Here is a 25,534-nt window from a genome sequence, read left to right on the forward strand (position 1 = left end):
GTCATCGTGACAGTTGTTGGAGCGCTGGCATTCTGGTCTCGAGATCCCTCGACCCAGTCGGTGGGGTCCGCAGGATCGGCACCTCACGTCGAGGACGAGGATCTCCCGTCGGCAGTGATCGCTACCCGTGCTGCCCTCGAGCCGTGCCCGACCTCGTCGCCGGTTCCGTCCCCCGTAACTGGCGAGCTCGTCGGTACGTCCGCACGATGCTTGGGAACGTCGGACTTATCCGATCTGGGGACCTCCCTGGCTGGGCAACCCACATTGCTCAATGTCTGGGCGTCGTGGTGCGGTCCGTGTAGACAGGAGATTCCGGTTCTGGCCCAGTACGCCGCAGAACCGGATGCGGTTCGGGTCGTCGGTCTCAACGTCCAAGACGATGCCGATGCGGCATTGAGCCTGCTCACCGAGCTGGGAGTGCACTATCCCTCGTTCGATCAGGCCGACGCGGCGTTGCAGACACTTGACGCGCCCCCTGTCCTGCCCCTGAGTTTCTTGGTCCAGAGCGATGGAACGATCGAGCGCATCACCTCGACGCCGGTGTTCTACGACCCGAGTCAGGTGCGGGAGGCGGTAACAGCGCTTGTGCGCTGATCTCAGCACGAGCACGAGCACGAGCACCAGCACCAGCAACGCGGCGAGGATCGAACGCCCGCCGGCGGACGGACTTCTACAGAATTGGGAGATGTGTATGACCGGGCAGCGGGCAGGTGCGTTCTCGCTCACGCGCCGCAACTTTCTCGCGCTGAGCGCGGCCGGAACGAGTGCCGTCGTGTTGGGGGCATGCGGCAATGGCTCGTCCGCAACAGCAGTCGTCGGACCGGACTCCGATGTGGTGGGACAGGCCGAGGACGCGCGCCGCTCGGCTACCGGCAGACAAGTCGATATTTCCTTGAGTGCTCAGCCCAGCACGGTCGACCTCGGCGGAGTGCAGGTACAGACCTGGACTTTCGGCGACAGACTCCCCGGTGCCGAGATTCGCCTGAGCCGAGGTGATGTGTTGCGCGCACAGCTCGACAACCGCCTCGAGCAGGAGACGACGATCCATTGGCACGGAATCGCCTTGCGCAACGACATGGACGGAGTGCCGGGCCTGACTCAGCCGGCTGTGGCTTCCGGTGACTCGTTCGGCTACGACTTCACCGTGCCCGACGCGGGCACGTACTTCTTTCACCCTCACGTCGGTACCCAACTCGACAGAGGACTGTATGCACCGCTGATCGTCGAGGACCCCGCCGACGGCTCGGACTACGACCTCGAAGCCGTCCTGGTCCTCGACGACTGGCTCGACGGGGTAGCCGGCGACCCCGATCGAGAACTCGAACGGCTGCGCAGCGAGGGCATGTCGATGGGCGGCATGTCGATGAGCGCGCCCACCGCCCAGTCGCCTCTCGGTGGCGACACCGGCGACGTGAGCTACCCGTACTACCTGATCAATGGCAAGATCGGGGCCGATCCCATCGTGCTCGGCGGACGGCCGGGCCAGCGGCTGCGCCTGCGCATCATCAACGCAGCTGCCGACACGGCCTTCCGTTTCGCAGTGGGGGGGCATCCTCTCACTGTTACTCACAGCGACGGATTTCCGGTTCAGCCCGAGCAGGCGCAATGCTTGTTGATAGGGATGGGAGAGCGTTACGACGCAATCATCACCTTGCAGGACGGGGCGTTTCCGATTGTCGCCGCCGCGGAAGGTAAGGACGGGAGCGGGTTCGCTGTGTTGCGTACCGGGCCAGGCGCCGCGCCGCAGTCCTCAGTCCGGCCTGCCGAACTCTCTGCAGCCCCGGTGATGGCTGATCGACTGAGGTCGCTCGATACGGTCCGCTTGTCCGCACGCGAGCCGGATCGCACGTACGACATCGCTCTCGGGATGGAGATGGGCGGGTACACCTGGACGCTCAACGGTGAGACGTACGAGCAGCACACCCCCCTCGACGTTCGCGAAGGCGAAAGAGTACGACTTCGCTTCGTCAACGCCACCACGATGTTTCATCCCATGCATCTGCACGGACACACCTTCGAGGTTGTCAACGGTGCCGGATCAGGCCCCCGGAAGGACACCTCGCTGGTCTTGCCGAACCAAACTGTCGAAGTCGACTTCGACACCGACAATCCCGGCCAGTGGCTTCTGCACTGCCACAACCTCTATCACGGGGAAGCGGGAATGATGACATCGGTGTCCTACCTGGCGTGAGCCTACGGCCGCATTCGTATTCGAGGCATGCAAACCTCTCGGACCAGGGTGCTCGCTACCGAAGGATCACGTAGCTGGCTCGTTCGACGGGATAGAGTGAACACGCGCCTAGGAGGCACTCATGCAGGGTTTGGGAGAGCTCGAAGCTCTGGTGATGGACGTGGTGTGGAATACCAGCGCCGCAGTCCGGGTTCGTGATGTCATCGATCAACTCGAGGACGGTCGAGAACCGGCGTACACCACGATTCAGACGGTGCTCGACAATTTGCACCGTAAAGGCTGGGTACACCGACAACGCAACGGACGGGCATATTGGTACGAAGCCACCCGAAGCAGGGAAGAAGCCGCCTCCGACGCCTTGCGAATACTTCTCGAATCGACCGGCGACCCGACGAGCGTGCTGCTGCACTTCGCCCGCGGCGCTTCCGATGACGAATCGAAGGTGCTCACCCGCGGTCTGAAAGAGCGTAAGAGGTGACTGCCGTACTCCTGTGGGCCCTCGGTGGGCTGTTGGTTGCGGCTGCCGCGCCATTGCTGATGAGGTCGATGATCGACAGAGGTATCGATGCGCACGTCACGCTCTTGACGTGGTCGGCGCTCGTTGTGGGCACCTTGGTCAGCATTGCGGTACCGGTCGTGCTCAGTGCGATCCCCAGTCATGGGGGCGTGACGACCCTGGTCGACATCGCACACCAATGCTGGCTCGCCCTTCAGGGCGACATACCTGCCCGCGTCGAGGCCATCGTCGGGGTTGTCGGGATTGCGATGTTGGGCTGCGGCGCAGTCCGCTGGATCATTCACCTGAGGCGCGCAGTGTGTGAGCGACGGCGAGTGTACGAGCGGCACATCGATCTGCTGCGCATCATCGCTGGAGGCGTCGGGTTTTCCGGTTCGAATCAACCCGCGTCGACCTTGTGGCTTCCGTTGGACAGTCCTCTCGCGTACAGCGTCGCGGGACGACCGGCGATGGTCGTGGCCAGCGAGGGGCTGCGTACGCAGTTGACGCCTGCTGAAGTCGAGGCGGTCCTCGCACACGAACGTGCACACATCGATGGCCGGCATCATCTGCTCGTAGGCATTGCCGAGTCGGTGGCCTATGCGTTTCCGTGGCTACCGATCATGCGAGCGTCACCTTCGCTCGTGCGCGCTCTGGTCGAACTCGACGCGGACGCCCGCGCAGCCCGCTCGCACGGACGAGACCCCGTGCGGCGCGCTCTGACTTCGCTGCGCCCGCACCCTGTTCCTCTGCCCGCCCTCGGTATGGTTTCCGATGCCACCGTTGTGCGGCTCGATCGTCTCGCCGTGGACCGAGTGATCCCGCATGCTCCCCTCCGGTGGGCGCGGGCGTTCGTAGCGTGCACCGCCGTTGCCCTGCCTGCGTTACCAGTAGTGGCCCTGCTGGGGGCCATGACGTTGGCATCCTGCGCGGTGGGATGAAATGCCCCGCGCGGCACTACAGATCACGGGAGCGAGTCCGCAATACTCGCCCCTCGGCTTTCGGGTGCGGGAAGCGATCATCATGAGACCGACGAGCGCGAGGACCATCGCCATCGGATAGCCGACCGCGAGATCCTGCCATCCGGCGCTCGGAAGAAACCGAAGCTGCCCGAGATGAATTACGACGTGGGTCGCACCGATCACGACACCCGCCATCAGGACCACCCAACCCCGACCTTGACGGCGGCGCTCACGCTTGTACGCCTCGGTGTAGAGCGCCCGCGTCCTCCGGCGGCCGCCGTCTCGTTTTTGGCCTGTCATCGCGCGCCTGCACGTCCACACGCTATTGCTCGTGAGCGAGTTGGCCGACGGAGCCGAAGCACCGCCGAGAAGGCATTCCGCAAGCGGCGGCATCCCTGCGCTGGTAGCGCTGAGCGGGACAGCATGCGCGAGAGGTTCTGATTCGGCGGTACGGGGAGGGGGCCCGTTCGACTCCGTTGCGCCCGGTGGCAAACCGATATCGACTACTTCCCGGCAGCAGCGGGAACCATCGGCGAATTGTCCGGTCCCGACCTGGTGAACCCCGAACAAGACGATCTCGGCATCCGATTTCATCGGACACGTTCTGGTGATCAACCTCCGGGGTCGGCACTGCGGAAGGTGATTGATCATTCTTCGATGGTTCGTCCGGTGTGTCGCCACGCGAGCATGCCGCCTTGTAGTTCGACGACATCGGTATAGCCGAGAGCGGCCAGGTCTTTCGCCGCGGTGGCGCTCATTGTCCCGGTACGGCAGTAGATCGCCAGCGGTGTGGTCCGGTCGGGCGGCAACGTCGCGGCCTGTTGTCGGATCTGGTCGAAGGGAAGACTCGAATCGGTTCCAGGGAGCTGGCCCTCGTTGGGGGTATGGACGTTGATCGTGACTCGGCCGGGATCGGCAATCGCGGCGGCGAAGTCAGCGGGATCGAGCAGTTCTGCCCGCGTAGCGACGGGCATCGACGCACTGGGCTCAGTGGCCTCGCCGCCGGTACATCCAGCGAGTGCAAGGACGAGGACAGTCAGTATCGATGCCGGACTACGGAGCGTCGATCGGGACACCGAATGCGGTGCCATCGCATCGAGGTGATCACCGAAAGGCACACGCATAAAAATACGTTCGGTGATCACGAGAGCACCTGCGACGCTGCGAGGACGCCGATGAGGACCGCGCAGCAGATGAGCGAGACAGTGAGTCGGCCTCGACGAGTGTGCGCGTCCACTCGAAACAGAAACAGGCCTTGCCGGACCAATGTGTATGCGGCAATACTCCCCAGGAAGACCAGCCCTCCGACGGGAAGGTCGACCTGAAGTACCGCGGCGAGCGCAACTCCCGCGATCAACAGGGCTGCAGCGGCCTCGTAGAGCTGAACCGGAATCCTCCTCGTCGCCAGGGTGCGATCGGACGAAAACAGGCCCCACCGAGATCGAGTCGGACGCCCCGAACAGCAGCCCGCCAAGAAGCATCCCGGACGACCGATCGCCATGCCGAGAAACAATCCCGGGGTGGTTGCATCCAGGACTGCGCCGACGTCCATACCCCCGAGTGCTCCGCCGATGACCAAGGTGCCGAGCGAAACGAGGAGGAAGCCTTGTATGCACGCTCCTGCGCGGATGAAAGTAGATATCGGTCGACGGTGCAAGATCAAGTACCAAACCTTGGCACCGATATATCCCAGAATGCAACTCAGAGCTGAAATTGCAACAGCAGCAGCAACATTGGCATCCATGCGTGAGAGCAGGAATCCCTGAACAATCAATGCAACCACCGCTCCCGCGGCTACCAACGCCGGCCAACTCCACACCCGCACAGCGGGACCGTATGTCAGTAGCGCAGTGCGCGCGGTGAGCACAGAGTTCTGCTGCCGTTCGCTACTGTCTGCGCCCCCGTCGATGCGTCGCGCACTCACCTCCCACTCCCCGCTGGCAATGCCCTGAATACGGGTGGTCGCGGCGAACCGGCCTCCAGCGGCAGGACGTGATTTCACGACCAGAGTCCGATCGAAACCGACCTTCTCGGTCGATGCATGGCCCTCGACTTCCACCCGCGATCCAGTGAAGCGAATCGCCACGTCGTGGCTGGGCTCGGCATCGGCCCCGCCGACACCCCAGTACGTCACCGCAAGCCCCAGCGGCTCGACCTGGGAAATCTCATCGGTACAACTGGTGGCTGGTGAGCGCTTGGGTGCGTAACTCTGCGGTGCGGGCGCAACAGCTTCAGGCGTGCGGGCACGTGGGCGCTCCGGCGGCGCTGCAGTATCGATCGTCGGATCTGCGGCCTGGGCCGACGCTCGCGGTGGGGTAGTGGAGGCCGGCGCGAAAGCCCGGGCGACAGTGGGATGGAGTGCACCGCTGCCGGGCGAGTGGCCCCTGCTTCGAAGATAATCGGCGGCGGCGACGCTGACCGCAGAATGTGGGGCCACCGCTGAGAGGGGATGCCTTGGCTGGGGCTCAGTACGTATGGCACCGGGGTGGGGAGCCGGTGGGCCGCCCCCGGATCGTGTCGCCGTGGTTCGTCGTTTGTGCGCTTTCGATCGCGACTTGCTGGATTTCTTTCCCACAGGTTGCCTCCATCATCGCCTGTCCGGGCGACGGCGTCTCGACAGCAGTCAACTACTATGCTCGATAGTAGCTGAACTACTAAGCGTTATAGTAGGAGCTGCGGGATGACCACACTCCGCAGGTCAGCAGGTGGCTGGTGCGAGAGTGAGGAGCAGCAATGATGAATATGGGCACCATGAGTGGCGGATGGACGATGATGGCAGGAATGGCCGCGTTCTGGCTGGTCGTGATCGCTCTGTTGATCTGGGGTGCGGTTCGGCTGATGTCCGCTCGCCCGCAATCGGGGGAGGACGCGCAGGAAATCCTCGATCGTAGATTCGCGGCCGGGGAGATAGATCGAGATTTCTATCGCGCAGCGGTCGCAGAATTGGCGACCGCTGCGCTGCGCAAGCGTGCCGACACTCGGTAAAGAGCAACTGCGGTGTGACGGGCAGGCATTTTCACCGCATGTGACCGAGTTTGCGGACTGGATATGTCGGTGCGCGCCGGCTGGCCGGTAGGGCAGGGCTCGCCCGGGGCCGGTGAGCGGCAACTGTCGGCGCGTTCGAAGGCGCACCGAAACGATCAGATCGAAAGTGGAACCGAACGTGAGTGATACACCCATCTACGACTTACTCAACGCTACATCGGCGTCGCCGCAGCCCCATGGTGAACGAGACAGTATCGCTCCACCGTCCGATCTGCGGCGTCAGCGATCGACCGAACGAGCAGTTCCGCGATCTTCGAGAGTCGACACGCGGGCTCGCCATGCGCGCCGTGACACGGCGTAATTCGCCCTGCCCTGCCTCCAGTCGGTGAGAAGACTCGTAACGGAAATCGCAGCGAACGCCGATGATCCACGCGCGTGTGCAGGTACGCCCGTCGCTGTAAGGCTCAGCTGTGCCGCGGATGCATGCGCCCCTTGACCGAATCGGTATCGACATCCATGCCCGTCCGTGAGCATGACAGCGACCGCGGGTGCACCTGGTGGCCAGCCGACTGGCGCTCACGCGTTGACAACACCCTGACGGTTCTTCCCAATGAGATCAGGAAGGGGTATGGTTCGACTTGATCGACATATACCCCTATGGGGTATATGTTGTCCGAGATGTCGAAAGCTACGCATGATCATCACGCACTGTCAGTTACGCCGGTATCGATGTACGGCCACTGTGAGTCGTCGGTCCGCAACGACGTCAACGCCGTGATCGGAATGGACACTGTCGCGTTATCGGCGGCGGCAGGGACATTCACGGTCACCAGTACAGCCACGCTCGTCCAGGCGCAGATCATTGTCGCCCTCGACGCCGAATACACAGCCGAACCAGAACCCACGAGTTCATGGGATGAATGGATATCGAACTCGATGGATGAGAGGACAGCACGATGAACGATCACACACACTCCGACGTCGACTCCGCGCGGACGGATCCGCCGAACAGACTGCAGCACAGCGGGCATGAAGAAGGACCCGAAATGCACACGGACGTGGCAGAGAAGGCGACTCCGCAGTCGGACCACGACACCGGCGGGCACAACGCAGAGCACGGCGGGCACAACGCAGAGCACGGCGGGCACACCGGTCACGGTGGTCATGCCGGTCACGGGGATCACGTCGGTATGTTTCGTCGCCTGTTCTGGGTCATGCTGGTCCTCGCCGTTCCGGTGATCGTTGCCTCGAACATGTTCGCGATGCTCCTCGGATACTCACTGCCCGACTCATCGTGGATCGCCTGGGTCTCCCCGGTGCTGGGCACCGTGATGTACGCCTGGGGCGGGTCCCCGTTCCTCACCGGCGCAGTCAGCGAAATCCGTTCCCGTGCACCGGGAATGATGCTGCTCATCGCCCTCGCGATCACCGTCGCATTCATTGCGTCGATGGGAGCGAGCCTCGGCCTGCTCGATCATCAGCTCGACTTCTGGTGGGAACTGGCCCTGCTGATCGTGATCATGCTGCTCGGGCACTGGATCGAAATGCGATCCCTCGCGCAGACCACCACCGCTCTGGACTCATTGGCAGCACTGCTCCCGGACACCGCCGAACGCGTCGACGGCGACGACGTAGTGCAGGTGTCCCCGGCCGAGCTGCAGCTCGGTGATGTCGTCGTCGTCCGCCCCGGCGGCCGCGTACCCGCGGACGGCACCATCGTCTCCGGATCGGCGAGCATGGACGAATCGATGATCACCGGCGAATCACGCACCGTCCGCCGCCGCGACGGCGACCACGTCGTCGCCGGCACGGTAGCCACCGACTCCGGTCTGCGCGTCCAGGTCACCGCAGTAGGGGAGGACACCGCCCTCGCCGGCATCGGCCGCTTGGTCGCCGACGCCCAGAACTCGACCTCGCGCGCTCAGCGCATCGCCGACACGGCCGCCGGTTGGCTGTTCTGGTTCGCTCTCGGTGCCGCGATCATCACCGCCGCCGTGTGGACGCTATTCGGGATGCCCGACGACGCCGTCATCCGCACCATCACCGTGCTGGTCATCGCCTGCCCACACGCACTCGGACTCGCGATCCCGCTGGTGGTCTCCATCGCCACCGAACGCGCCGCCCGCGGCGGTGTCCTGGTCAAGGACCGGCTCGCACTCGAAACCATGCGCACGGTGGACACCGTGCTCTTCGACAAGACCGGGACCCTCACCAAGGGTGAACCCACCGTCACCGCAATCGAGGTGACAGACGGGCGCACCGCCGACAACGTTCTCGCGCTGGCCGCTGCCGCAGAAGCCGACTCAGAACATCCCCTGGCTCGCGCCATCGTTGCGGCCGCACGCGCGCGGAACCTGACCGTCCCGGCTGCAGCAGACTTCCAGTCGTCCCCCGCCGTCGGGGTCGCAGCCGACGTCGACGGCACCCGCGTGCAGGTCGGCGGGCCCGCGCTGCTCGAGCAGGAACACGGATCCGAACTTGCTGTCGCCGACCGGTGGCGGGGCGACGGGGCGATCATCCTGCACGTCCTCGCCGACGGGGCCGTGATCGGTGCCCTCGCGCTCGCCGACGAGATCCGGCCCGAATCCCGCACGGCAGTCGATGCGCTCCACGCTCGGGGTATCGCGGTGGTGATGATCACCGGTGATGCCGAAGCCGTCGCGCAGTCCGTCGCCACCGAGCTCGGTGTGGACCGCTACTTCGCGGGGGTGAAACCGGAAGACAAGTCCCACAACGTTGCTGAACTTCAACAGGAAGGGCGCACCGTGGCGATGGTCGGTGACGGAGTCAACGACGCACCGGCTCTCGCGCAGGCCGATGTCGGTATCGCTATCGGCGCGGGTACCGACGTTGCTATCGCGTCGGCCGGAGTGATCCTCGCCAGCGACGACCCGAGGTCGGTGTTGTCGGTGATCGAACTCTCGCGCGCCTCGTACCGGAAGATGAAGCAAAACCTCTGGTGGGCAGCGGGATACAACCTCATCTCAGTTCCGCTCGCGGCAGGAGTGCTCGCGCCGGTCGGGTTCGTGCTGCCCATGTCGATCGGCGCGATCCTGATGTCGCTGTCGACGATCATCGTCGCCGCGAACGCGCAGCTGCTTCGGCGACTCGACCTCACACCCGACACCATCACCGGAGCGGTGAACGACGGGAGTTCCAATGCTCCGTCGCAGCGCACACCGTCACTGTGAGAGCTGATCTCGTACCGGGAACGCAGCCCTGACAATTGTGGAACGTTGATGGCCGCACCTTCTCCGCCGGAGAGGATGCGGCCATCGTTGTCTATAGCGGGCCGGGTCAGCCGAGCAGTCGCTGCATGGTGTCGATTTCCTGCTGCTGGGTGGCGACGATGGTGCGGGCCATCTCCAGGGCGTCAGGATTGGAACCGTCTGCGATTTCGGTGTTGGCCATCTCGATGGCGCCGGTGTGGTGGGCGATCATCATCGTCAACCACTGGCGGTCGAATTCGGGTCCCGACGCTGCCATCAACGCGTCCATGTCCTGAGCGGTCATCATGCCGCTGTCGGAGCTGTGGTCCATCCCGCCCATGTCACCCATGTCACCCATGTCACCCATGTCACCCATGTCACCCCTGTCCATGTCGGGCATGGGCTGGCCCCACTCGGTGAGCCAGGTGGTCATCTGGTCCATCTCGGGCTGTTGCGCGGCGGCGATCGCCGATGCCAGCGACAGCACCTCCGGGTTGTCGGTGCGGCCGTTCGCCATGTCGGCCATCTCGACTGCTTGGGCGTGATGCGGGTACATCATCTGCGCGAACATCACGTCGGCATCGTTGAACTCTGCGGACGCGCTTGCTTGGGCCGAGGACATCGGTGCCGAGGACATCGATCCCATCGCATGGCCGTCCATCGACGAATCGGCCGCGTTGTCGCTACAGCCGACGACGAGGAACGCGCTCGCAGCGGCAGCAGCGATCGAGGCAATGACTTTGGTACGCATGAGGAAACTCCTTGCAAGAGTGGGTAGTGCAGAGAATTGGATGTCGTTCGATCCGCCGACAGACACGCGTCTGCCGGGCTCCCTGTCACACTCGCAAGGTCACCGATCTGTCCAACTCCCATAACGTCCACGGCGGCGCACGCTCAAGCGTGGAGTCGGCCCGTCCAATGATCCGGTTCACCGATGTCGGCGCCAGGTCGAGGGCTGCGCTCATCGCCGGGACCGTCAGCGCGGGCCACGACACCGTCGTGCCGACGCAGGGATGCATCATCTGGTGCCCCGACGGGCAGTCATGTTCCCCGGTCATCACCGGAACCGTGGCGTCCGTGTGGGACGGTGCTGCGAACGAGGCATGGCCGCCGCTCATCGATGTGGACATCGAGCCGGTCACGGGCATCGACATCGGTGTCACCGAATGCATCAACAGGACACCGAACACCGTCAGTGCAATCAGTAAAGCTGCCGTCGGAGCTGTGCCCCGTCGACCGTGCCGATTCACTGAGTGCATGCGGCCGATGATACCAACATATACCCCCTGGGGGTACGCCTGTCTCGTCGCGTTCGGTCGTCGAAGCATTTCGTCATGTCTTCGAGGTGTCGAGTCCGAGATCTGTTGCGCGGTTGTAGTCGTCGTCGATGAGCACCACGCTGCGATGTTCCCGGTCGAGTAGTGAGGCCGCGATCGAGGCGCGATAGCCGGAGGCGCAGTGCACCCACACTTTGCCGTCGGGAACTTCTGCGAGTCGGTGCGGCAGTTCGTGGAGGGGAATGTTGATCGCACCGGGGATGTGGCCGTCCGCGTATTCGGACTGTTGACGGGTGTCGAGCACTGCAATGTCCGAGTCCTCTGCGGCGAGTCCGGCGAAGTCGGACACTTCGTAGGACCGTACGCGCCCGTCGCTGGCGAGCGAATGAATCTCTCCGACAGCGGAGCCGGAGGGGTGGTCGATGCCGATACGTGCCAACTCCCTTGTGGCCTCGTCGATTTGATCGGATGTGTCGCCGATCAAGGTCAGCGGCGCACCCCACTGGTAGAGCCAGCCGAGGTAGGTGACGAATGTCGTCGACAGCTCGAAGCCGAGGGAACCGTCGAGATGTCCGGCAGCGAAGGCGGTGCGTGCGCGGAGGTCGACGACCCATTGTCCGTCGTCGATGCGGCGGCGTAGTTCGTCGGGGTCGACGGGTTCTGGGGTCGACAGGTCGATCGGTGCGGGGCCTTCGGTGTTGATGACGCCCATGTGGGCGTAGTACGCGGGGTAGGCCGACAGTCCTGCGATCAACTCGTCGACGTAGGTTTGTTCGTCCTGGGTCAGCGCGGGATTGGACTGTTGCTGTTCACCGATGGTCGACGAGTCGCCGCTGGTGGGGGTCGCGGAGCAGAAGCTACCGAATCCGTGGGTGGGGTAGACCTCGACGTCGGCGGGGAGTTCGGCGGCGATTCGACGGACCGAGTGGAACTGGGCATGGGTGAGCTCGTCGGTGTGTTCGGAGCCGAGTAGGTCGGTGCGGCCGGTGGATCCGTAGAGCATCGAGCCGCCGGTGAAGATCGCGATCGGTTCGTCTCCGAGTTGCAGTACGTAGCTGACGTGATGATGTGTATGGCCCGGGGTGTGCATGACCTGAAACGTCGCCGATCCCGCGTCGACGACATCGCCGTCCCCCACTGCCCGTCGCTCGAATTCGACCGGGTCACCCTCGGGCACAACGTATTCGGCTCCGGTAGCGCGTGCGAGTTCGAGGCCGCCGGTGACGTAGTCGTTGTGGATGTGGGTTTCGAGTACGTGGGTGATGGTGGCGTTCTTCTCCGCTGCCAATGCCAGGACGCGGTCGATGTCACGTTGGGGATCGATCACAACGGCGATGCCGTCGTGGCTGACCAGGTAACTGCGGTCGCCCAGGCTCGAGGTTTCGATGATGGCGATATCTGGATCGGTCGTGCTCATGGGGTACTCCTACGGTGTTGTCGGGTCGGCCTCGTTTCTGACGTGAAATGTGTCGTTCAGGCCAGTGCGAGGAAGAGTTTTTCCAGTTCCGCTTCGGTCATGGGTTCTTTGTTGTCGGCGGTCTCGCCGGTCATGCATTCGCGGAGGCCGGTGGCGACGATCTTGAAGCCGGCTTTGTCGAGGGCGCGGGACACTGCGGCGAGTTGGGTGACGACGTCTTTGCAGTCGCGTCCGTTCTCGATCATGCCGATCACTCCGGCGAGCTGGCCGTGTGCGCGGCGCAGACGGTTGAGTACCAATGCGATGCTGTCTTCGTCGCCGACCATTGCGATCTCCTGATGGTGTGAGGGTGGTAGTGGTTTCAGATTACCCCTGGGGGCATCGGGTCGGTGTGTGCGTCCGGTCATGAAAGAAAGAGTGTGTCGACAAGTACGTAGCCTGCGACGGCGAACACCAGGTAGGCGAACCACGTGCGCAGCTTGTCGGTGTCGATGCGTGTGCTCAGTCGCCCGGCGACCAGCGAGCCTGCGATCGCCGCACCGGCGAACGCGGCTGTCAGCGGCCAGTTCCCGCCGAGCCCGTCGGCCTGAGCGATCAGTCCGGCGGCGGAGTTGGCGACGATGACCACCAGCGATGTTCCGACGGCGACACTCATCTCGATTCCCAACAGCAGCACGAGTGCGGGGATGATCAGGAATCCTCCGCCGACGCCGAACAGTCCGGTGAGGACTCCGACGCCGAACCCGGTCGGGATGGACCGTGGTGCGCACCGCCGCCAGTCGATCCCGGAATTCCCTGTTTTGCAGGCAGTTCCGACATCGTCGGTGCTTCCTAGCATCCGCGCCCCGGCGATGATCATGACGATCGCGAAGCCGATCATCACGGCGGCCTCGGGCAGATGTCTTCCCAGGGCGCTGCCGACCAGGGTGCCGACGATACCGGTGGCCGCGAAGATCGCAGCCAGTCGCCACTCGACGAGCTTCGCCCGCACCTTGGGGATGGCCCCGGTCGCCGAGGCGACACCGATCACCAGCAACGAGGTCGGTATCGCCTCCGCCAGGGGCAGGTCGAGGGCGTAGACCAGAACCGGGACGGCGACGATCGACCCACCGCCGCCGAGGAGACCGAGCAGGATGCCGACGGCGACGCCGAGAACCAGGGCCAGCGTCAGGGTCATCAGCTGTGTGCTGTGTCCTGGCCACCGAGTGCGTCGATAGCGGCCTGGAGCTTGGTGGTGGCCTCCGCGGCGACGTCGGAGAGTGCTGGTTCGCCTGTCGCTTGTACCATGATGTCGGGGTTCATGGCTTCGACGATGATCGATCCGGGTGCGCTCGTGTCGGCGCGGACGACGACATTGCACGGCAGCAGCAACCCGATCTGGCGCATGACTCCGACGGCGCGGTGCGCGAGGGTGGGATTGCAGGCACCGAGGATCAGATACTGCTCCATGTCCTCGTCGAGTTTGGCCTTCAACGTGGCCTGCATGTCGATTTCGGTGAGAACACCGAATCCCTGATCGGACAGGGCTGCTTTGACGGAGTCGACTGCGGTGGCGAAGTCGGTGTCGGTCAGGGTGGTCGAGAGTGCGATGTTCATGAGGGAAATTCCTTTCGATTATCAAACTGCGGTGATGTAGGTCTACCCGTTCAGGGGCCGACGAATACTCGGCACGCCGACCCGGCTGAGGAGTGCGCTCGCCGGGCACCAGCCGACCGCTGCGTAGAGGGCGAGGTTCGCGGCAGCGAACGCGCTCAGTAGTCGCCATTGCGGTGCGTGTAATTCGCCGAGTGCCAGACCGGTGGCGGTGACACCGGCAGCAAGGGCGGGGACGATACGTTCGATCGGCCATCCTGTGAATGCCGCCGAGTGGGTTGTGTTCGGGTCGATCATCAGTGCTCCGTTGGGTGTGGTGAGGGTGTCAGTGAGAGAAGCTGATCGACGGCAGCACCTTGCGCAGCCAGGCTGGTGACCACCATGCGGCGTGACCGGTCAGACGCAGCAAGACCGGCAGCAGGATCAGCCTGATCAGGAAGGCGTCGAGCAGTACCGCGACACCGAGAATGATGCCCATCTCTTTCGGTGGGAGCGGATCGGACAGTGCGAAGGTGAAGAACACGGCGACCATCACCGCGGCGGCGGCGAAGATGACCCGGCCGGAGTGCGCGAGCCCGTCGACCTGAGCTGCCTTCGGGTCCCCGGTCTTCTCGTAGTGCTCTTTCGCGGTGGCGAGCAAAAACACGGTGTAGTCCATGGCGATGGCGAAGATCATCGCGAAGAAGAACACCGGACCCCAGCCGTCGAGGAAGCCTTGCGGGGTGAAGCCGAGCAGTGACGCACCGTGCCCGTCCTGGAAGATCAGTTTCGCGACCCCGAACGCTGCCGCGGTCGAGAGCAGACTGACGGCGGTGCCGAGGATCGCGATCAGGGGTGCTTGGAGCGCAACGAGCAGCAGGATGAAACCGAGCGCCAGAATGATGCCGATCACCAGCGGTAGGTAGTCGTTCAGTGCTTGCTGTAGATCGAGGTTCTCCGCCGGCGCACCGCCGACCAACGCCGACTCCGGCAGCTGTGCGCGCAGGTCACCGAGGATGGCGCCCATTCTCTCGTCCGAGGGGTCCACAGTGGGAAGTGCTTGCAGCAGTGAATAGTTCGAGCCATCGGACGCAGGTTGAGGCGGGGTGACCATCGAGATTCCGTCGACGGTAGTGGCTGCGGTGGCGGTCGCGGCCGCATCCGACGCTGGCACGACGATCTGCAGTGCGCCGGGCGCGCCGTCACCGAACTGGGCCTGGACGAGCTCGTAGCCCTGGCGAACCGGTGCGTCCTCGGGCACTACGGAGATCGAGGGCATTGCCACTTTCAGTCCGAGGACCGGAAGAGCCAGCGCGATGAGGATGCCCACGGACACCAGAGCGAACGGCCAGGGGTGCTTGTGCAGCAGTTCACCCCAGGCTGCGAATTTCGGGGAGCGGTGCTGCTGACGCTTGGCGTAGGGCAAGGATGCGGCGTTGACCTTGGAGCCGAGTGCACCCAGGGTTGCGGGGAGCAGGGTCATGGTGGCGATCAGCACGAACGTCACTGCGAGCATGATGCCGACGGCCATGGTGCGCACCGCCGGTGCGGGAACGAGCAGGACGGCCGAGAGGCTCACCAGGACGGTCAGTCCGGACAGGACCACGGCTTTGCCTGCGGTGTCCATGGTTTCGGCGACCGCGGCACGCGGATCGGCGTTGCGCAGTGCGTCGCGGAACCTGGCGACGATGAACAGGGCGTAGTCGATTCCGAGGGCGAGGGCGAACATCATCGCGAAGTTCATCGCCCACACCGAGATCGGCGTGACGCCGTTGAGCAGAACAAGTCCGCCTGCGGATGCGACCAGGCCGGCGACGGTGAGTAGCAGCGGCAATCCCGCGGCGACGAGAGAGCCGAACGCGAGCACCATGATCGCCAAAGTGACCGGCCAGGAGAACAATTCGGCCTGGATCATGGCGTCGTGGTTGGCTTTGTTGAAGTCCGACCACAGTGCTGACGACCCGGTGGGGTAGATCTCGATACCGTTGCCGGACAGTGCGGTCAGCTCGCCTTTGACCTCGTCGACGGCTTTGACCATGTCGTCGGTACTCGCGTCTGCGCCGGCGATGAGGATGCCGGTGTGACGGTCGGGGCTGATGGTCATGCCCGGCTGGGGGGCGACGATCTCGCCGAAGCGGGTGTCGCTGTCGAACACAGCCGCGACGTCGGTGAGTGTCTGCTGCATCGCCGGGTCTTCGATCGAGGCGGTGTCGGAGTGAACGACGACCTGCACTGCTGCAGAGGAGTTGCCGCCGAAATGCTGCTGGGCGAGTTCGCGTACCTGGACGGATTCGGATCCGTTGGCCTGCCAGCCGGCCCCGGCCAACGACGAAAACACCGTTGGTGCAGCTGATCCAAGGGCGATTAGGGTGATCAGCCAGATACCGAACACCCAGCGGCGACGCGTGACCATCGCGCTCCCCAGGCGGCCGAGTACGCCAGGTGCAGGTGGCCGGTCACGGTCGTGTCGGTCGGTAGCCGCCGCGGTAGCGGGCACGGACATAGCATTCTCCTAAATACGGGTGGGGGTATATGACAAGGCCACGAAGGCCCAAAAGCTTCCTCGAAGACTTAAAGGTGAGGTGTCAGCGATGAAACAGGGAGTGAAAAAAGCCGGTGCGCCTAGCTGGATCGGGTGCCTCGCTCGACGAGCAGGTGCACTGCTGCGGCCGTGGGACATTCTTCATGACGCTGTCGATGTGGCGCCCGCAGCCGGCCCAGGTGGTCTTACCGCATGTCGGGCATGCGACGGGGTAGCACATGGCAATCCTTCCTGGCGGGGTGTACCTACTGTTGCATATACCTAGGGGGGTATGCAAGTACCCCTAGGGGTATAAATCATCGATGCGAGGGTGATGAATGGGAAGGTTCACCGCCGCGGGCGAAAGGGGAACGTTCGCATTTCGTGTAGGAAGACCGCGACTGCTCGAGACGGACTACAGGTCTACCTTTAACAATGGCTGTATGACACCCACTTCTGAACAAGTGCAGCTGACTTCTGAAACTGACACGATTCGTGTCAGTTTCAGAAGACGGCTGCACTCTTTGCAGGCGTTTCGAGGGTGAGTGCACGTGTCTTCTGACATTCTGATGTCAGAAGTGCGGTGCACGGTCGCGTTCGGCTCTCGGTGATAGGGGAGGCTTGTGATGGACCCCGACAAGCTCGCCATCGTGGAGACCGGTGTGCTGACAGCGTCGGGGGAGCGGTGGTCCCAGGCCGAGGCCCGTTTCGGTGTCCTGGCTCCCTTGCTGGAGATGCATCCGGTGCGTTCGGAAGCGGTCGACGCTGCAGCGCAGCGCTTGGGACTATCCAGGCGGCGGGTCTACACGTTGATCGGCAGGCTCAGGAACGGGACGGGGACAGTCACCGATCTTCTGACGAAGGTCTCGTCGGGTGGGCGTGGCCGCAGCCGAGTAGCGGCTGAGGTTGAGGAATTGATCGGCGACCATCTCACCCGATATTTTCTTCATCGCCAGAAGTTGAGTGTCGCTGCGCTGCATCGACGTATCGCGCTGGCGTGTCACCGCGCGGGTCTGCCAGTGCCGGCCAGAAACACCGTCACCGCGCGTATCGCCGCCCTCCATCCGGCATCGGTGGCCAGGTCCCGCGGAGGACCCGATGCCGCCCGCCCGCGTCAGTCCGCCGGCGACAGTCCACCGACAGTTGCGGGGATTCTCGATCAGGTCCAGATCGACCACACCGTCGTCGATGTGATGATCGTCGACGAGTACGAGCGGCAACCGATCGGTCGCCCCTACCTGACGATCGCCATTGATGTCTTCAGCCGTTCCGTACTCGGGTTCGTCGTCACTTTGGAGCCGCCGTCGTCGATATCGGTCGGGTTGTGCCTGGGCCGCGTGTGCTGCGAGAAGCAGACATGGCTGGAGGCATGCGAGCTCGCTGAGCAGGTGCAGTGGCCGATGGCAGGGAAGCCGAAGCAGTTGTATCTCGACAACGCCTCCGAGTTCAAAAGCGAAGCGCTGCGCCGTGGATGCGCCCAGCACGCCATCACCCTCGAATACCGTCCTCCGGGCCGACCGCACTACGGCGGGATCGTCGAACGCATCATCGGGACGGCGATGACGGCGGTGCACGAGCTGCCTGGGACCACCTTCTCGAACCCAGCGGACCGAGGAAGCTACGACTCGGACAAGCATGCGGCGTTGACATTGCGTGAGTTGGAACGCTGGCTGGTCCTGGCCATAGCCTCGTATCACGCGAGTGTTCACGCAGGGATCGGGAACACTCCGGCCGCGGTGTGGGCCGGCGGGGTCGCCGCAGTTGGTCATGCCCCTCGTGTGGTGCTCGGCGAAACCGCGTTCCTGGTGGACTTTCTTCCCGTCATCCGGCGACGTCTGACGCGTACGGGCTTCGTTCTCGATCACGTGCACTACTTCTCGAACGCGCTCAAACCGTGGGTTGCGCGGCGAGAGGATCTGGGGCGGTTCGTGATACGACGTGACCCACGCGATTTGAGCAGAATCTGGGTCCTCGAACCAGACGGTGCCGGCTATGTCGAGGTGCCGTACCGGACGATGTCACATCCCGCGGTGACACTGTGGGAGCACAGAGCTGCTATCACCCGTCTCCGCGAACAAGGTCGGTCGAACGTCGATGAGGGCGCACTGTTTTCGATGATCGAGCAGATGCGCGAGGTCACCGACCGCTCGCAGAAAGCCACCCGCAAAGCCCGGCGCAACCGTGCCCGCCGCATGCATCTCACCGGCGCCGCGTCTGCGCCGATCCCGGCGATCTACCCGCCGGTGGAGCCTCGAGCGGACGGCGGCACCGCAACGCCGGTCTTCAGCGATATCGAGGAATGGTGAGCCGATGACCGCATCGACAGGAAGCAGCGACGAAGCCACCGAGTCGTCCGGTGAGGATTTGGGGCACCTGCGGGAGTCGGTTCGTCCGCTCGCCGCACTCGACGACGCGGACAGGATCCGGTTGATCCGGTCGGAGAGGTGGATTGGGTATCCGCAGGCCCGTACGGTCATCGACCATCTGGAGACGTTGTTGTCGTGGCCGGACCGACAGCGTATGCCGAACCTACTGTTGCTCGGTCCGACGAACAACGGCAAGTCGATGATCATCGAAAAGTTCCGGCGCACTCATCCGCCGATCAGCTTGTCCGATCGCGAGCAGATACCGGTGTTGTGCATGCAGATGCCCCCGGACCCGTCACCCGGCCGGTTCTACCTCGCACTGCTCACAGCGTTGGGAACACCGACCAGGCCCCGCAATCGGGTCCACGAACTCGAACAGCAAGCATTGATGCTGCTCCGCGTCACCGGCGTACGGATGTTGATCATCGACGAGCTCCACAATGTTCTCGCCGGCGGCGACAACGTGCGCCGCGAATTCTTGAACGTGCTGCGGTTTTTGGGCAACGAACTACGCATTCCTCTTGTCGCTGTCGGCACCCGTGATGCTTACCTCGCCATCCGGACCGATCCCCAGTTGGAGAATCGATTCCATCCCATGACTTTGCCGGTCTGGACCAACACTGCCGACACCAGATCACTGCTGGCCAGCTTCAGCACGAGCTTCCCCCTCCGCAAACCCTCGCACGTGACATCACTGGAGATGACCGACTACCTCCTTACTCGCTCCGAGGGCACCATCGGTGAACTGGCAACGTTGCTCACTGCCGCAGCAGTGACCGCCGTCGACAGCGGAGAGGAAGCGATGACCTCATCGGTGCTCACGCGCACTCCGTACCTCGGCCCCACGGAGCGACGCCGCCAGTTCGAACGCCACCTCGCGTGAACGCGCGGCTCGCACCGATGCCCGGTGATGCGTACGTTCGCCCGTGGCCGCTGCACCCGCAGCCACTGCCAGGTGAGGTCCTCTCGTCATGGTTGGCCCGGATATGCGAGCTGTATCCGCACATCAGGCCCTCTGACCTTCTTGCAGAACTCGAAATCGATTGTGCTGTCGAAGATCTCGACCGCTACACACCGGAGCCGATACTTGCCGAGCTGGCCGGTCGCGGTGCAGTCCCGGTAGAGAGGGTGCGGATGATGACGTTGGCGGGGTGGACACCGTGGCTGCTCGACAGCACCGACCCCGCCGGCTGCGACTTCGACACCTACGTCCACCAGTTCTCGATCCTGCTACCGGCCGACCTCGCGAGGGAGGATCGACGACGTCGCACACCCACGAGCGAGGCATGGTTGCCGTGGGCGAGCACTCCGCGTAGTCGGGCATGCCCGGCATGTGTCGACAGCCTCGAATCCACTGCTGGTATCAACATGGCTCTGCTGCAGCAATATCCGGTGCTGAGCAGCTGCCTCGACCACCGTTGTCGACTCGAACCCTGCTCTGTTTTCCCTGGTCATGCGATCTTCTGGGATCAGGTCCGGTTCGGTTCGGACGAACGGGTCTCGCCCGTTCCGGTTCCCTCGGCGGTCACGGACCTCGATCGGCGCAGCACCGAGGCCCTGACGACGGGATGGGTGGAACTCGGCCCAGGCCGGGTACATGCCGCAGTGTGGTTCCGGCTTCTGCGCACCGTCGTCGACGAAGTGTCCTCGCCACTGGTTCGCACCGGACGGTGGGCGACGAGGCTCGTTGCGATCTGGAAGGCCGCCGGTCGTTCTCGCCCGTTGCGGACCGCGTGGGTTCCGTTCGAGGACCTGCACTGGGACGAGCAGGCGAAAGTCCTCGAGGCCGCGGCGATCGCCATTGCGTTGGTCGAGAGCGGTGAGATCGATGCCGGCGGTGCGCACGCATCTCTGCTGAGCCCACGACCCTATGAGCCGGTCGATCCCGGGACAGCTCCGACGCGCTCGTCTTATCCCGCACCCGAGCGCGACCTGTGGGCTGACGCGCACGCTGCGGCCGAGGCCGCCATCGCGGCGGCGCGTGTCGATCCCGCATCCGCCAGTTCGTTGTACAACTTCCTGCGCATGGGGTGCCGCACCGCGGCGGAGCTGGATGAGACGGTGCAACTGTTCCTTGACCACGGGATCCCGCTGCACCATCCGCCGACATAGCTCTCGCCCGATGGAGCGGGGTCGTCCGCGATGTGAAGTGACACCGAAGTTGTCCAATCGGACCAGGTAGTTGTCCACCGCGTTGCTGGGGGAATGCCTGGTCGGGTGCCAAATAACCTGTCCAATGATCGAAAATCTTCGGTCTCTGCGCGTGTTGTCAGTGAAGTTGTCCAACGTGAAGACCAGCCGGAGCCCGTCCTCGTGTTGGCGATGAGGGGGTCTGGACCTGCGGCGATGACAAGGAAGCTAGCGCGGCCGTGGGGAGCTTTCATGCGGGCGGTCTTCAGGAGTGGACATGCCCTGGTCACGATTGGACAGAAAGGCTGTCAATTGGACAACCAGCGTGTCACTTCACACGCGACGCACACGCGGCGATAGCAGAGGAGCCCGTTTTCGCGCCGGGGTCATAGTCACCAACGTTATTTGTGCGGTGACCGACGAGAATTTTCCTTCCCGCACCATCTTTGCCGAAAACCCTGCTCAGCGTGTTTTCGAATCGCGAAGTCTGTCAGGAGGGCTCGCTACAGTCCCTGTCATGGCAGAACGGCAGCTCGATGAGGGCCTGGACACGGATTCAGTTGTCTCGGCGCGTGGTGCGGCAGTGTTCCCGGACCTGTCGTGCGAGGTCGCCGCTCGAATCGAACGGTCGATGGCCTCGGCACGGTCAGCGGGGACCCGCCGCGCCTACGATTCGGCATGGCGACGGTTCGAGACCTGGTGCGCACACGCCGGCCACAGTCCCCTGCCGGCGCACCCCGCCACCGTCGCGGCGTACCTCGTCAACGCCGCAGACACGGTCACCACGAACGGGATACGGGCCTACGCGCCGGCGACGCTGGGGAAGTGGGTCGCCGCGATCGCCGACCGCCACCGCGGCGCTGGACGCGAGAGCCCGTGCGGCCATGAGATGGTCCGCGCCACCCTCGCCGGAATCCGTCGCGACTACGCATCTGCGGGGGACCGGCCCCGCAATCCCCGTGCACCGCTGCTGACCTGCGATATCACCACGATCGTCGATCACGCACGTCGCAGTGTGACCGGGTGGGCATCGGAGGTGCTCGAACGCCGCGACAGCGCGCTGCTACTGATGGGCTACACCGGCGCATTTCGCCGTAGCGAACTCGTAGCGCTCGAATGCCGCGATGTCCGCCGCGATCGCCTCGACGGTGCGCATGTCCGCCTGCGGCACTCGAAGACCGACCAGGACGGAACCGGAACCGTGAAAGCACTCCCGTTCACCGACCGCCACGAATCATGCCCGGTCTGCGCGTGGGTTCGCTGGCTGCAGATCGTCGCAGCGTTCGACACCGGCGGCAGAGTTGCTGTCATCCGAATACTTTCCCGCGCAGTGGAATTCGACTCCCATATCTGCCGCGGCACCCTTCCTGTAGTCGAGAAACGGTCCCCTCTGTTTCGGTCCGTTCGCAAGAACGGCAACCTCTCCGACACAGCCCTGTCCGGAGCCGCGGTGCACGCGGCGATCCGCCGCCGCGCTACTCGAGCTGGATACGGCCCCGACACCGTCGCCCAGCTCGGCGGGCATTCCCTCCGTTCCGGCTTCGTCACGCAGGCCTTCCGCAACGGTTGCCGACGCGCATGCGATCATGCGCCAAACCGGGCACACCACACCCGCAATGGTCGAAACATACGCTCACGAGAATGCGCCACTGGTCGGCAACGCCGTCACCGAGCTCGGCCTATGACCAGGCACCCGACCGAACCAGTGAGCGGCGACGGGACGACAGGGGTAGATGCTGACCACGACGACCGCCCTTGTCCGATACGTGCATCGGACATCACGAACACGTCGATACCGAGGCGGGATCGGCACACGTGGTCACTGTTCGAGGACTGGTGCACCGCCCATGGCGAACCCCCATTGGCGGCCTCTCCTGAGTCACTTGCTCGGTTCCTGTATGCGCACCCCGCCGCGCCGACGACCCAACGCCGCCGGATCGCGGTGATCGACTCCGCTCATCATCGGCATCTATTACCTCCTCCAGGGCGCGCTGAGACCGTCCGGGCTGCGCTGGATGGGGCCCGCACGTCGCGCCTGCAGGAGGTGGCAGCCGTGATCGGCGGAATCATCGCCCGACTCCCCGAATACGGTTGGCCGTCAGCGTTGTTCGCGCGCAGAGACGCGCTGATCCTCACGCTCGCTACGACAGGTCTGCCGTACACGCAGATCGCGGCCCTGCGGGCATGCGATGTCACCGCCGATGCGGGTCTCGACGCCCTTCGCATCGAGACAGGCCGCGGCGTTCATACCCTCACCTCCCTCGCGCTGGCGGGGACGGGCATTTCTCCGCGCACGGTGTACCAGCGCTGGTGTGAGGTGCTCGGCCATCAGGCCCGGTATCCGAGCACCCGAATGCTCGCCGACGCTTTCGATGCCGTGGACGGCACCGGGCTCGGCGGATACGACCGGTATTTCGACCCGGCCGGTCAACATCCGCTGTCGACTGCGATCGACCGGTGGGGCCACACCCCGTTGGCTGCGACCCCGCTGACCGCCCGTGCGGTAGCGGGCATCGTGCGAATGCACTGGGACGGAAGGGCACCCACCCACCTGCAGCCCACTGCGCGGTCACAACATCCGGAGCAGATCGCGGCACCGGATCCAGTACCGCGGGTTCTACTCGACCCCGGCTACTACGAACGCGGAACGCTTGCGCGTAGACACGCCCACGGTCTTCTCGACGACGTGGACTCTGTCCTGGCCGATGTCGAAACCCGCGCGGACAGCCTGTTGGAAGCTCTCGTCGACTTTCTCGAATCGGAGACCGCACGCGTGCCGGCCGACACCGTCGAGTGACTAGTGGTTGGTACTCGGGTTTGCACACACTCTTCTTCTCACGGCAGGGAGGCGGTGACGTCTCAGAAATCTCCGAGATGAAGATCGATCAGGCCGCGAACGAACGAGGCATCGATCTCGACCCCGTTCTGCGGGGTCTACGTCGAATCCGGGTCGTCTGAGAGTCGGGGATTTCGGAAATCTTTCGGAGAGCGTCCGGTCCAGCGTTTGAAGGCGTGAGAGAAGTTGGCGAGGTCGCTGTATCCGAGTTCGGTAGCGATCTCGCTGACCGAAACCGATCGGTCGAGGAGCCGTAGCATCGCGCGCTCGTACAGCAGCGAGTGGCGCACCTTGCTATAGGTGGTTCCTTCTTCGGCAAGCCGCCGTTTCAACGTGCTACTCGACATCGACAATGCTTGTGCAACATCATGGTTGGTTCGCTGTCCGAGGTCCTTTTCCAACTGTTGCCTCACCTTCTCGGCGGATGACATGGACCCACTCCGCTGGGCGAGTGTTCGCTGCAGATCAGCGATAGCGAGACGATATGCGAGGGGGTCCGAGAAGCGACAAGCCTTGTTGAGGGTCTCCTCGGGTACGTGGACGAAGGAAATCGGAGCGTCGAAGAACCGGCGATTCGCCCCCGGACCTTCGTCGTGGCTCACCTCGGCCGGCTCCGGCCAGCTCAGATGGAGTGTCACCGGCGATATGTCACCGGCGAGCATGTCCAGCAGTCGTAGTAACGCCGACCCACCGTAGGTGATGACCAAGCAGTCCAGTGCGGAATCGCCTGTGTGCGCAGTGAGCCCGACGATCAGACCGTAGTCGCCGGTGTGGAACTGCGACTTCAACGCCGTGGAGATCAATGGTAGGTATGTCAGGAGATCGACGATCTCGGCGACCGAACCAGCGCTGATCAAAGGTGAACTCAGAGGCCCGAACGATGTCAACTGGGCCTGCTCGGCAAACGCAAATCCGAGTCGAGTGGCCTGGGCGATATCGAGTTCGGGATAGACCTCCCGAAACCACCGTATCGGTGCCTGAACGTCATGCTGAATGAGCGTCGCTTCACTGGTTCCTTCGCGGTGCATGATCACACGAAGCCGCGCGGCGGCGTCAGGGTCGAGTGCGCGGCGTTCGAGCAACTGAACGAACGCAAGCGGTGGCACGCCCTCGTCGCTCAGCTTCACGGTGACCCCTTTGACCCGAATTCACAAGTTTATGACTCCACCGAACATAGCCGTCACCCGCGTTTGCGACGACACTTTCGTCAATCACGCCGGAAAACGAGGAGTTGACATGGCAGCTGTAATTTTCGTCGCCCACGATGGTGAGAAGCACGAGGCGGCTCTGGTCGAAGGTCGCTCGCTGATGCAGATTGCAACCGACAATGCTGTGCCGGGGATCGATGGAGACTGTGGGGGCGAAACGGCCTGTGGCACCTGCCATGTGATCGTCGACCCGCAGTGGTCAGGAGAGGTGGGTCTGTCCGGCGCCGACGAGGAGGAGATGCTGGCGATGAACCCCGAGCGTGAACCCACGTCTCGGTTGTCGTGCCAGATGGTGGCCTCGGAAGCGTGGGATGGCCTGATCGTTCGAACACCTGAATTCCAATTGTGATGTGCGAAAGGCAGG

Annotated in this window: 22 protein-coding genes and 1 pseudogene; 12 read left to right on the plus strand and 11 right to left on the minus strand. The window is 63.9% G+C overall.

What is annotated here, in order from left to right:
• The first annotated feature begins 6 nt into the window (after nucleotides 1-6).
• The 4 genes from CH306_RS27035 to CH306_RS27050 all read left to right on the plus strand — a co-directional run bounded on the left by CH306_RS27035 (nucleotide 7) and on the right by CH306_RS27050 (nucleotide 3,628).
• On the plus strand, nucleotides 7-594 hold the full coding sequence (locus CH306_RS27035) for a TlpA family protein disulfide reductase (RefSeq protein WP_306436763.1): 588 nt from the start codon (nucleotides 7-9) through the stop codon (nucleotides 592-594).
• Nucleotides 595-691: 97 nt separating this feature from the next.
• Nucleotides 692-2,191, plus strand: coding sequence for a multicopper oxidase family protein (locus tag CH306_RS27040; RefSeq protein ID WP_094610819.1), 1,500 nt, complete (start codon nucleotides 692-694; stop codon nucleotides 2,189-2,191).
• A gap of 121 nt (nucleotides 2,192-2,312) precedes the next feature.
• Entirely contained in the window at nucleotides 2,313-2,669 is a 357-nt protein-coding gene (locus tag CH306_RS27045) for a BlaI/MecI/CopY family transcriptional regulator (protein ID WP_094610783.1), read from the plus strand.
• Entirely contained in the window at nucleotides 2,666-3,628 is a 963-nt protein-coding gene (locus CH306_RS27050) for a M56 family metallopeptidase (protein ID WP_094610784.1), read from the plus strand. Before CH306_RS27045 ends, CH306_RS27050 begins: the two co-directional genes overlap by 4 nt.
• A gap of 668 nt (nucleotides 3,629-4,296) precedes the next feature.
• Here the strand turns inward: CH306_RS27050 and CH306_RS27060 are convergent.
• Together CH306_RS27060 and CH306_RS27065 are read right to left on the minus strand one after the other, a co-directional pair.
• On the minus strand, nucleotides 4,297-4,794 hold the full coding sequence (locus CH306_RS27060; protein ID WP_230593572.1) for a rhodanese-like domain-containing protein: 498 nt from the start codon (nucleotides 4,792-4,794) through the stop codon (nucleotides 4,297-4,299).
• Nucleotides 4,791-6,086 (minus strand): prolipoprotein diacylglyceryl transferase family protein, encoded by a 1,296-nt coding sequence (locus CH306_RS27065; protein WP_230593573.1) that lies wholly within the window; start codon nucleotides 6,084-6,086, stop codon nucleotides 4,791-4,793. The genes CH306_RS27060 and CH306_RS27065 overlap by 4 nt, the downstream gene beginning before the upstream one ends.
• Nucleotides 6,087-6,382: 296 nt before the next feature.
• Between CH306_RS27065 and CH306_RS27070 the strand changes: the two genes are divergently transcribed.
• Nucleotides 6,383-6,634 carry a hypothetical protein gene (locus CH306_RS27070; RefSeq protein ID WP_032401334.1) on the plus strand — a complete coding sequence of 84 codons (252 nt, stop codon included), beginning with the start codon at nucleotides 6,383-6,385 and terminating at the stop codon, nucleotides 6,632-6,634.
• 956 nt (nucleotides 6,635-7,590) lie between these two features.
• Complete coding sequence (locus tag CH306_RS27080) at nucleotides 7,591-9,825, plus strand: heavy metal translocating P-type ATPase (RefSeq protein ID WP_179273036.1); 2,235 nt, start codon at nucleotides 7,591-7,593, stop codon at nucleotides 9,823-9,825.
• A 106-nt stretch (nucleotides 9,826-9,931) separates the two neighbouring features.
• Here the strand turns inward: CH306_RS27080 and CH306_RS27085 are convergent, their stop codons facing one another.
• The 8 genes from CH306_RS27085 to CH306_RS27120 form a co-directional block, all read right to left on the minus strand.
• A complete protein-coding gene (locus CH306_RS27085) occupies nucleotides 9,932-10,594 on the minus strand; it encodes a DUF305 domain-containing protein (protein WP_094648400.1) in 663 nt (220 codons plus the stop codon).
• Between the two features lie 85 nt (nucleotides 10,595-10,679).
• Nucleotides 10,680-11,102, minus strand: a complete 423-nt coding sequence (locus tag CH306_RS27090; RefSeq protein ID WP_027494146.1) for a DUF6153 family protein — start codon at nucleotides 11,100-11,102, stop codon at nucleotides 10,680-10,682.
• A 73-nt stretch (nucleotides 11,103-11,175) separates the two neighbouring features.
• Nucleotides 11,176-12,537 carry an MBL fold metallo-hydrolase gene (locus CH306_RS27095; RefSeq protein ID WP_094639403.1) on the minus strand — a complete coding sequence of 454 codons (1,362 nt, stop codon included), beginning with the start codon at nucleotides 12,535-12,537 and terminating at the stop codon, nucleotides 11,176-11,178.
• A gap of 56 nt (nucleotides 12,538-12,593) precedes the next feature.
• Nucleotides 12,594-12,863, minus strand: a complete 270-nt coding sequence (locus CH306_RS27100; RefSeq protein ID WP_032390487.1) for a metal-sensitive transcriptional regulator — start codon at nucleotides 12,861-12,863, stop codon at nucleotides 12,594-12,596.
• A gap of 77 nt (nucleotides 12,864-12,940) precedes the next feature.
• The gene (locus tag CH306_RS27105) at nucleotides 12,941-13,714 is read right to left on the minus strand and encodes a sulfite exporter TauE/SafE family protein (protein WP_094639404.1); all 774 of its coding nucleotides are present in this window, start codon (nucleotides 13,712-13,714) and stop codon (nucleotides 12,941-12,943) included.
• Complete coding sequence (locus tag CH306_RS27110) at nucleotides 13,714-14,133, minus strand: DUF302 domain-containing protein (RefSeq protein ID WP_094639405.1); 420 nt, start codon at nucleotides 14,131-14,133, stop codon at nucleotides 13,714-13,716. The genes CH306_RS27105 and CH306_RS27110 overlap by 1 nt, the downstream gene beginning before the upstream one ends.
• Before the next feature lie 42 nt (nucleotides 14,134-14,175).
• Nucleotides 14,176-14,427, minus strand: coding sequence for a YgaP-like transmembrane domain (locus tag CH306_RS27115; protein ID WP_094639406.1), 252 nt, complete (start codon nucleotides 14,425-14,427; stop codon nucleotides 14,176-14,178).
• A gap of 28 nt (nucleotides 14,428-14,455) precedes the next feature.
• Complete coding sequence (locus tag CH306_RS27120; RefSeq protein WP_256981290.1) at nucleotides 14,456-16,522, minus strand: MMPL family transporter; 2,067 nt, start codon at nucleotides 16,520-16,522, stop codon at nucleotides 14,456-14,458.
• A 734-nt stretch (nucleotides 16,523-17,256) separates the two neighbouring features.
• Here CH306_RS27120 and CH306_RS27130 point away from each other — a divergent pair.
• From CH306_RS27130 to CH306_RS27150, 5 genes and pseudogenes are all read left to right on the plus strand, one after another.
• Nucleotides 17,257-18,936, plus strand: coding sequence for a Mu transposase C-terminal domain-containing protein (locus CH306_RS27130; protein WP_094648402.1), 1,680 nt, complete (start codon nucleotides 17,257-17,259; stop codon nucleotides 18,934-18,936).
• Nucleotides 18,937-18,940: 4 nt separating this feature from the next.
• On the plus strand, nucleotides 18,941-19,879 hold the full coding sequence (locus CH306_RS27135; protein WP_094648403.1) for a TniB family NTP-binding protein: 939 nt from the start codon (nucleotides 18,941-18,943) through the stop codon (nucleotides 19,877-19,879).
• Nucleotides 19,876-21,108 carry a TniQ family protein gene (locus CH306_RS27140; RefSeq protein ID WP_256981284.1) on the plus strand — a complete coding sequence of 411 codons (1,233 nt, stop codon included), beginning with the start codon at nucleotides 19,876-19,878 and terminating at the stop codon, nucleotides 21,106-21,108. The genes CH306_RS27135 and CH306_RS27140 overlap by 4 nt, the downstream gene beginning before the upstream one ends.
• Nucleotides 21,109-21,643: 535 nt before the next feature.
• Nucleotides 21,644-22,811, plus strand: a pseudogene (locus CH306_RS27145) (site-specific integrase).
• Between the two features lie 368 nt (nucleotides 22,812-23,179).
• A complete protein-coding gene (locus tag CH306_RS27150; RefSeq protein WP_230591063.1) occupies nucleotides 23,180-23,923 on the plus strand; it encodes a recombinase in 744 nt (247 codons plus the stop codon).
• Nucleotides 23,924-24,060: 137 nt separating this feature from the next.
• Here the strand turns inward: CH306_RS27150 and CH306_RS27155 are convergent, their stop codons facing one another.
• Nucleotides 24,061-25,089 (minus strand): helix-turn-helix domain-containing protein, encoded by a 1,029-nt coding sequence (locus CH306_RS27155; protein ID WP_052047647.1) that lies wholly within the window; start codon nucleotides 25,087-25,089, stop codon nucleotides 24,061-24,063.
• Between the two features lie 109 nt (nucleotides 25,090-25,198).
• Here CH306_RS27155 and CH306_RS27160 point away from each other — a divergent pair, with 109 nt between their 5' ends.
• Complete coding sequence (locus tag CH306_RS27160; protein ID WP_024793405.1) at nucleotides 25,199-25,519, plus strand: 2Fe-2S iron-sulfur cluster-binding protein; 321 nt, start codon at nucleotides 25,199-25,201, stop codon at nucleotides 25,517-25,519.
• Nucleotides 25,520-25,534 lie beyond the last annotated feature (15 nt).

The sequence above is a fragment of the Rhodococcus sp. 15-725-2-2b genome (assembly GCF_002259075.1).
In the GTDB taxonomy this organism is placed as follows: Bacteria; Actinomycetota; Actinomycetes; order Mycobacteriales; family Mycobacteriaceae; genus Rhodococcoides.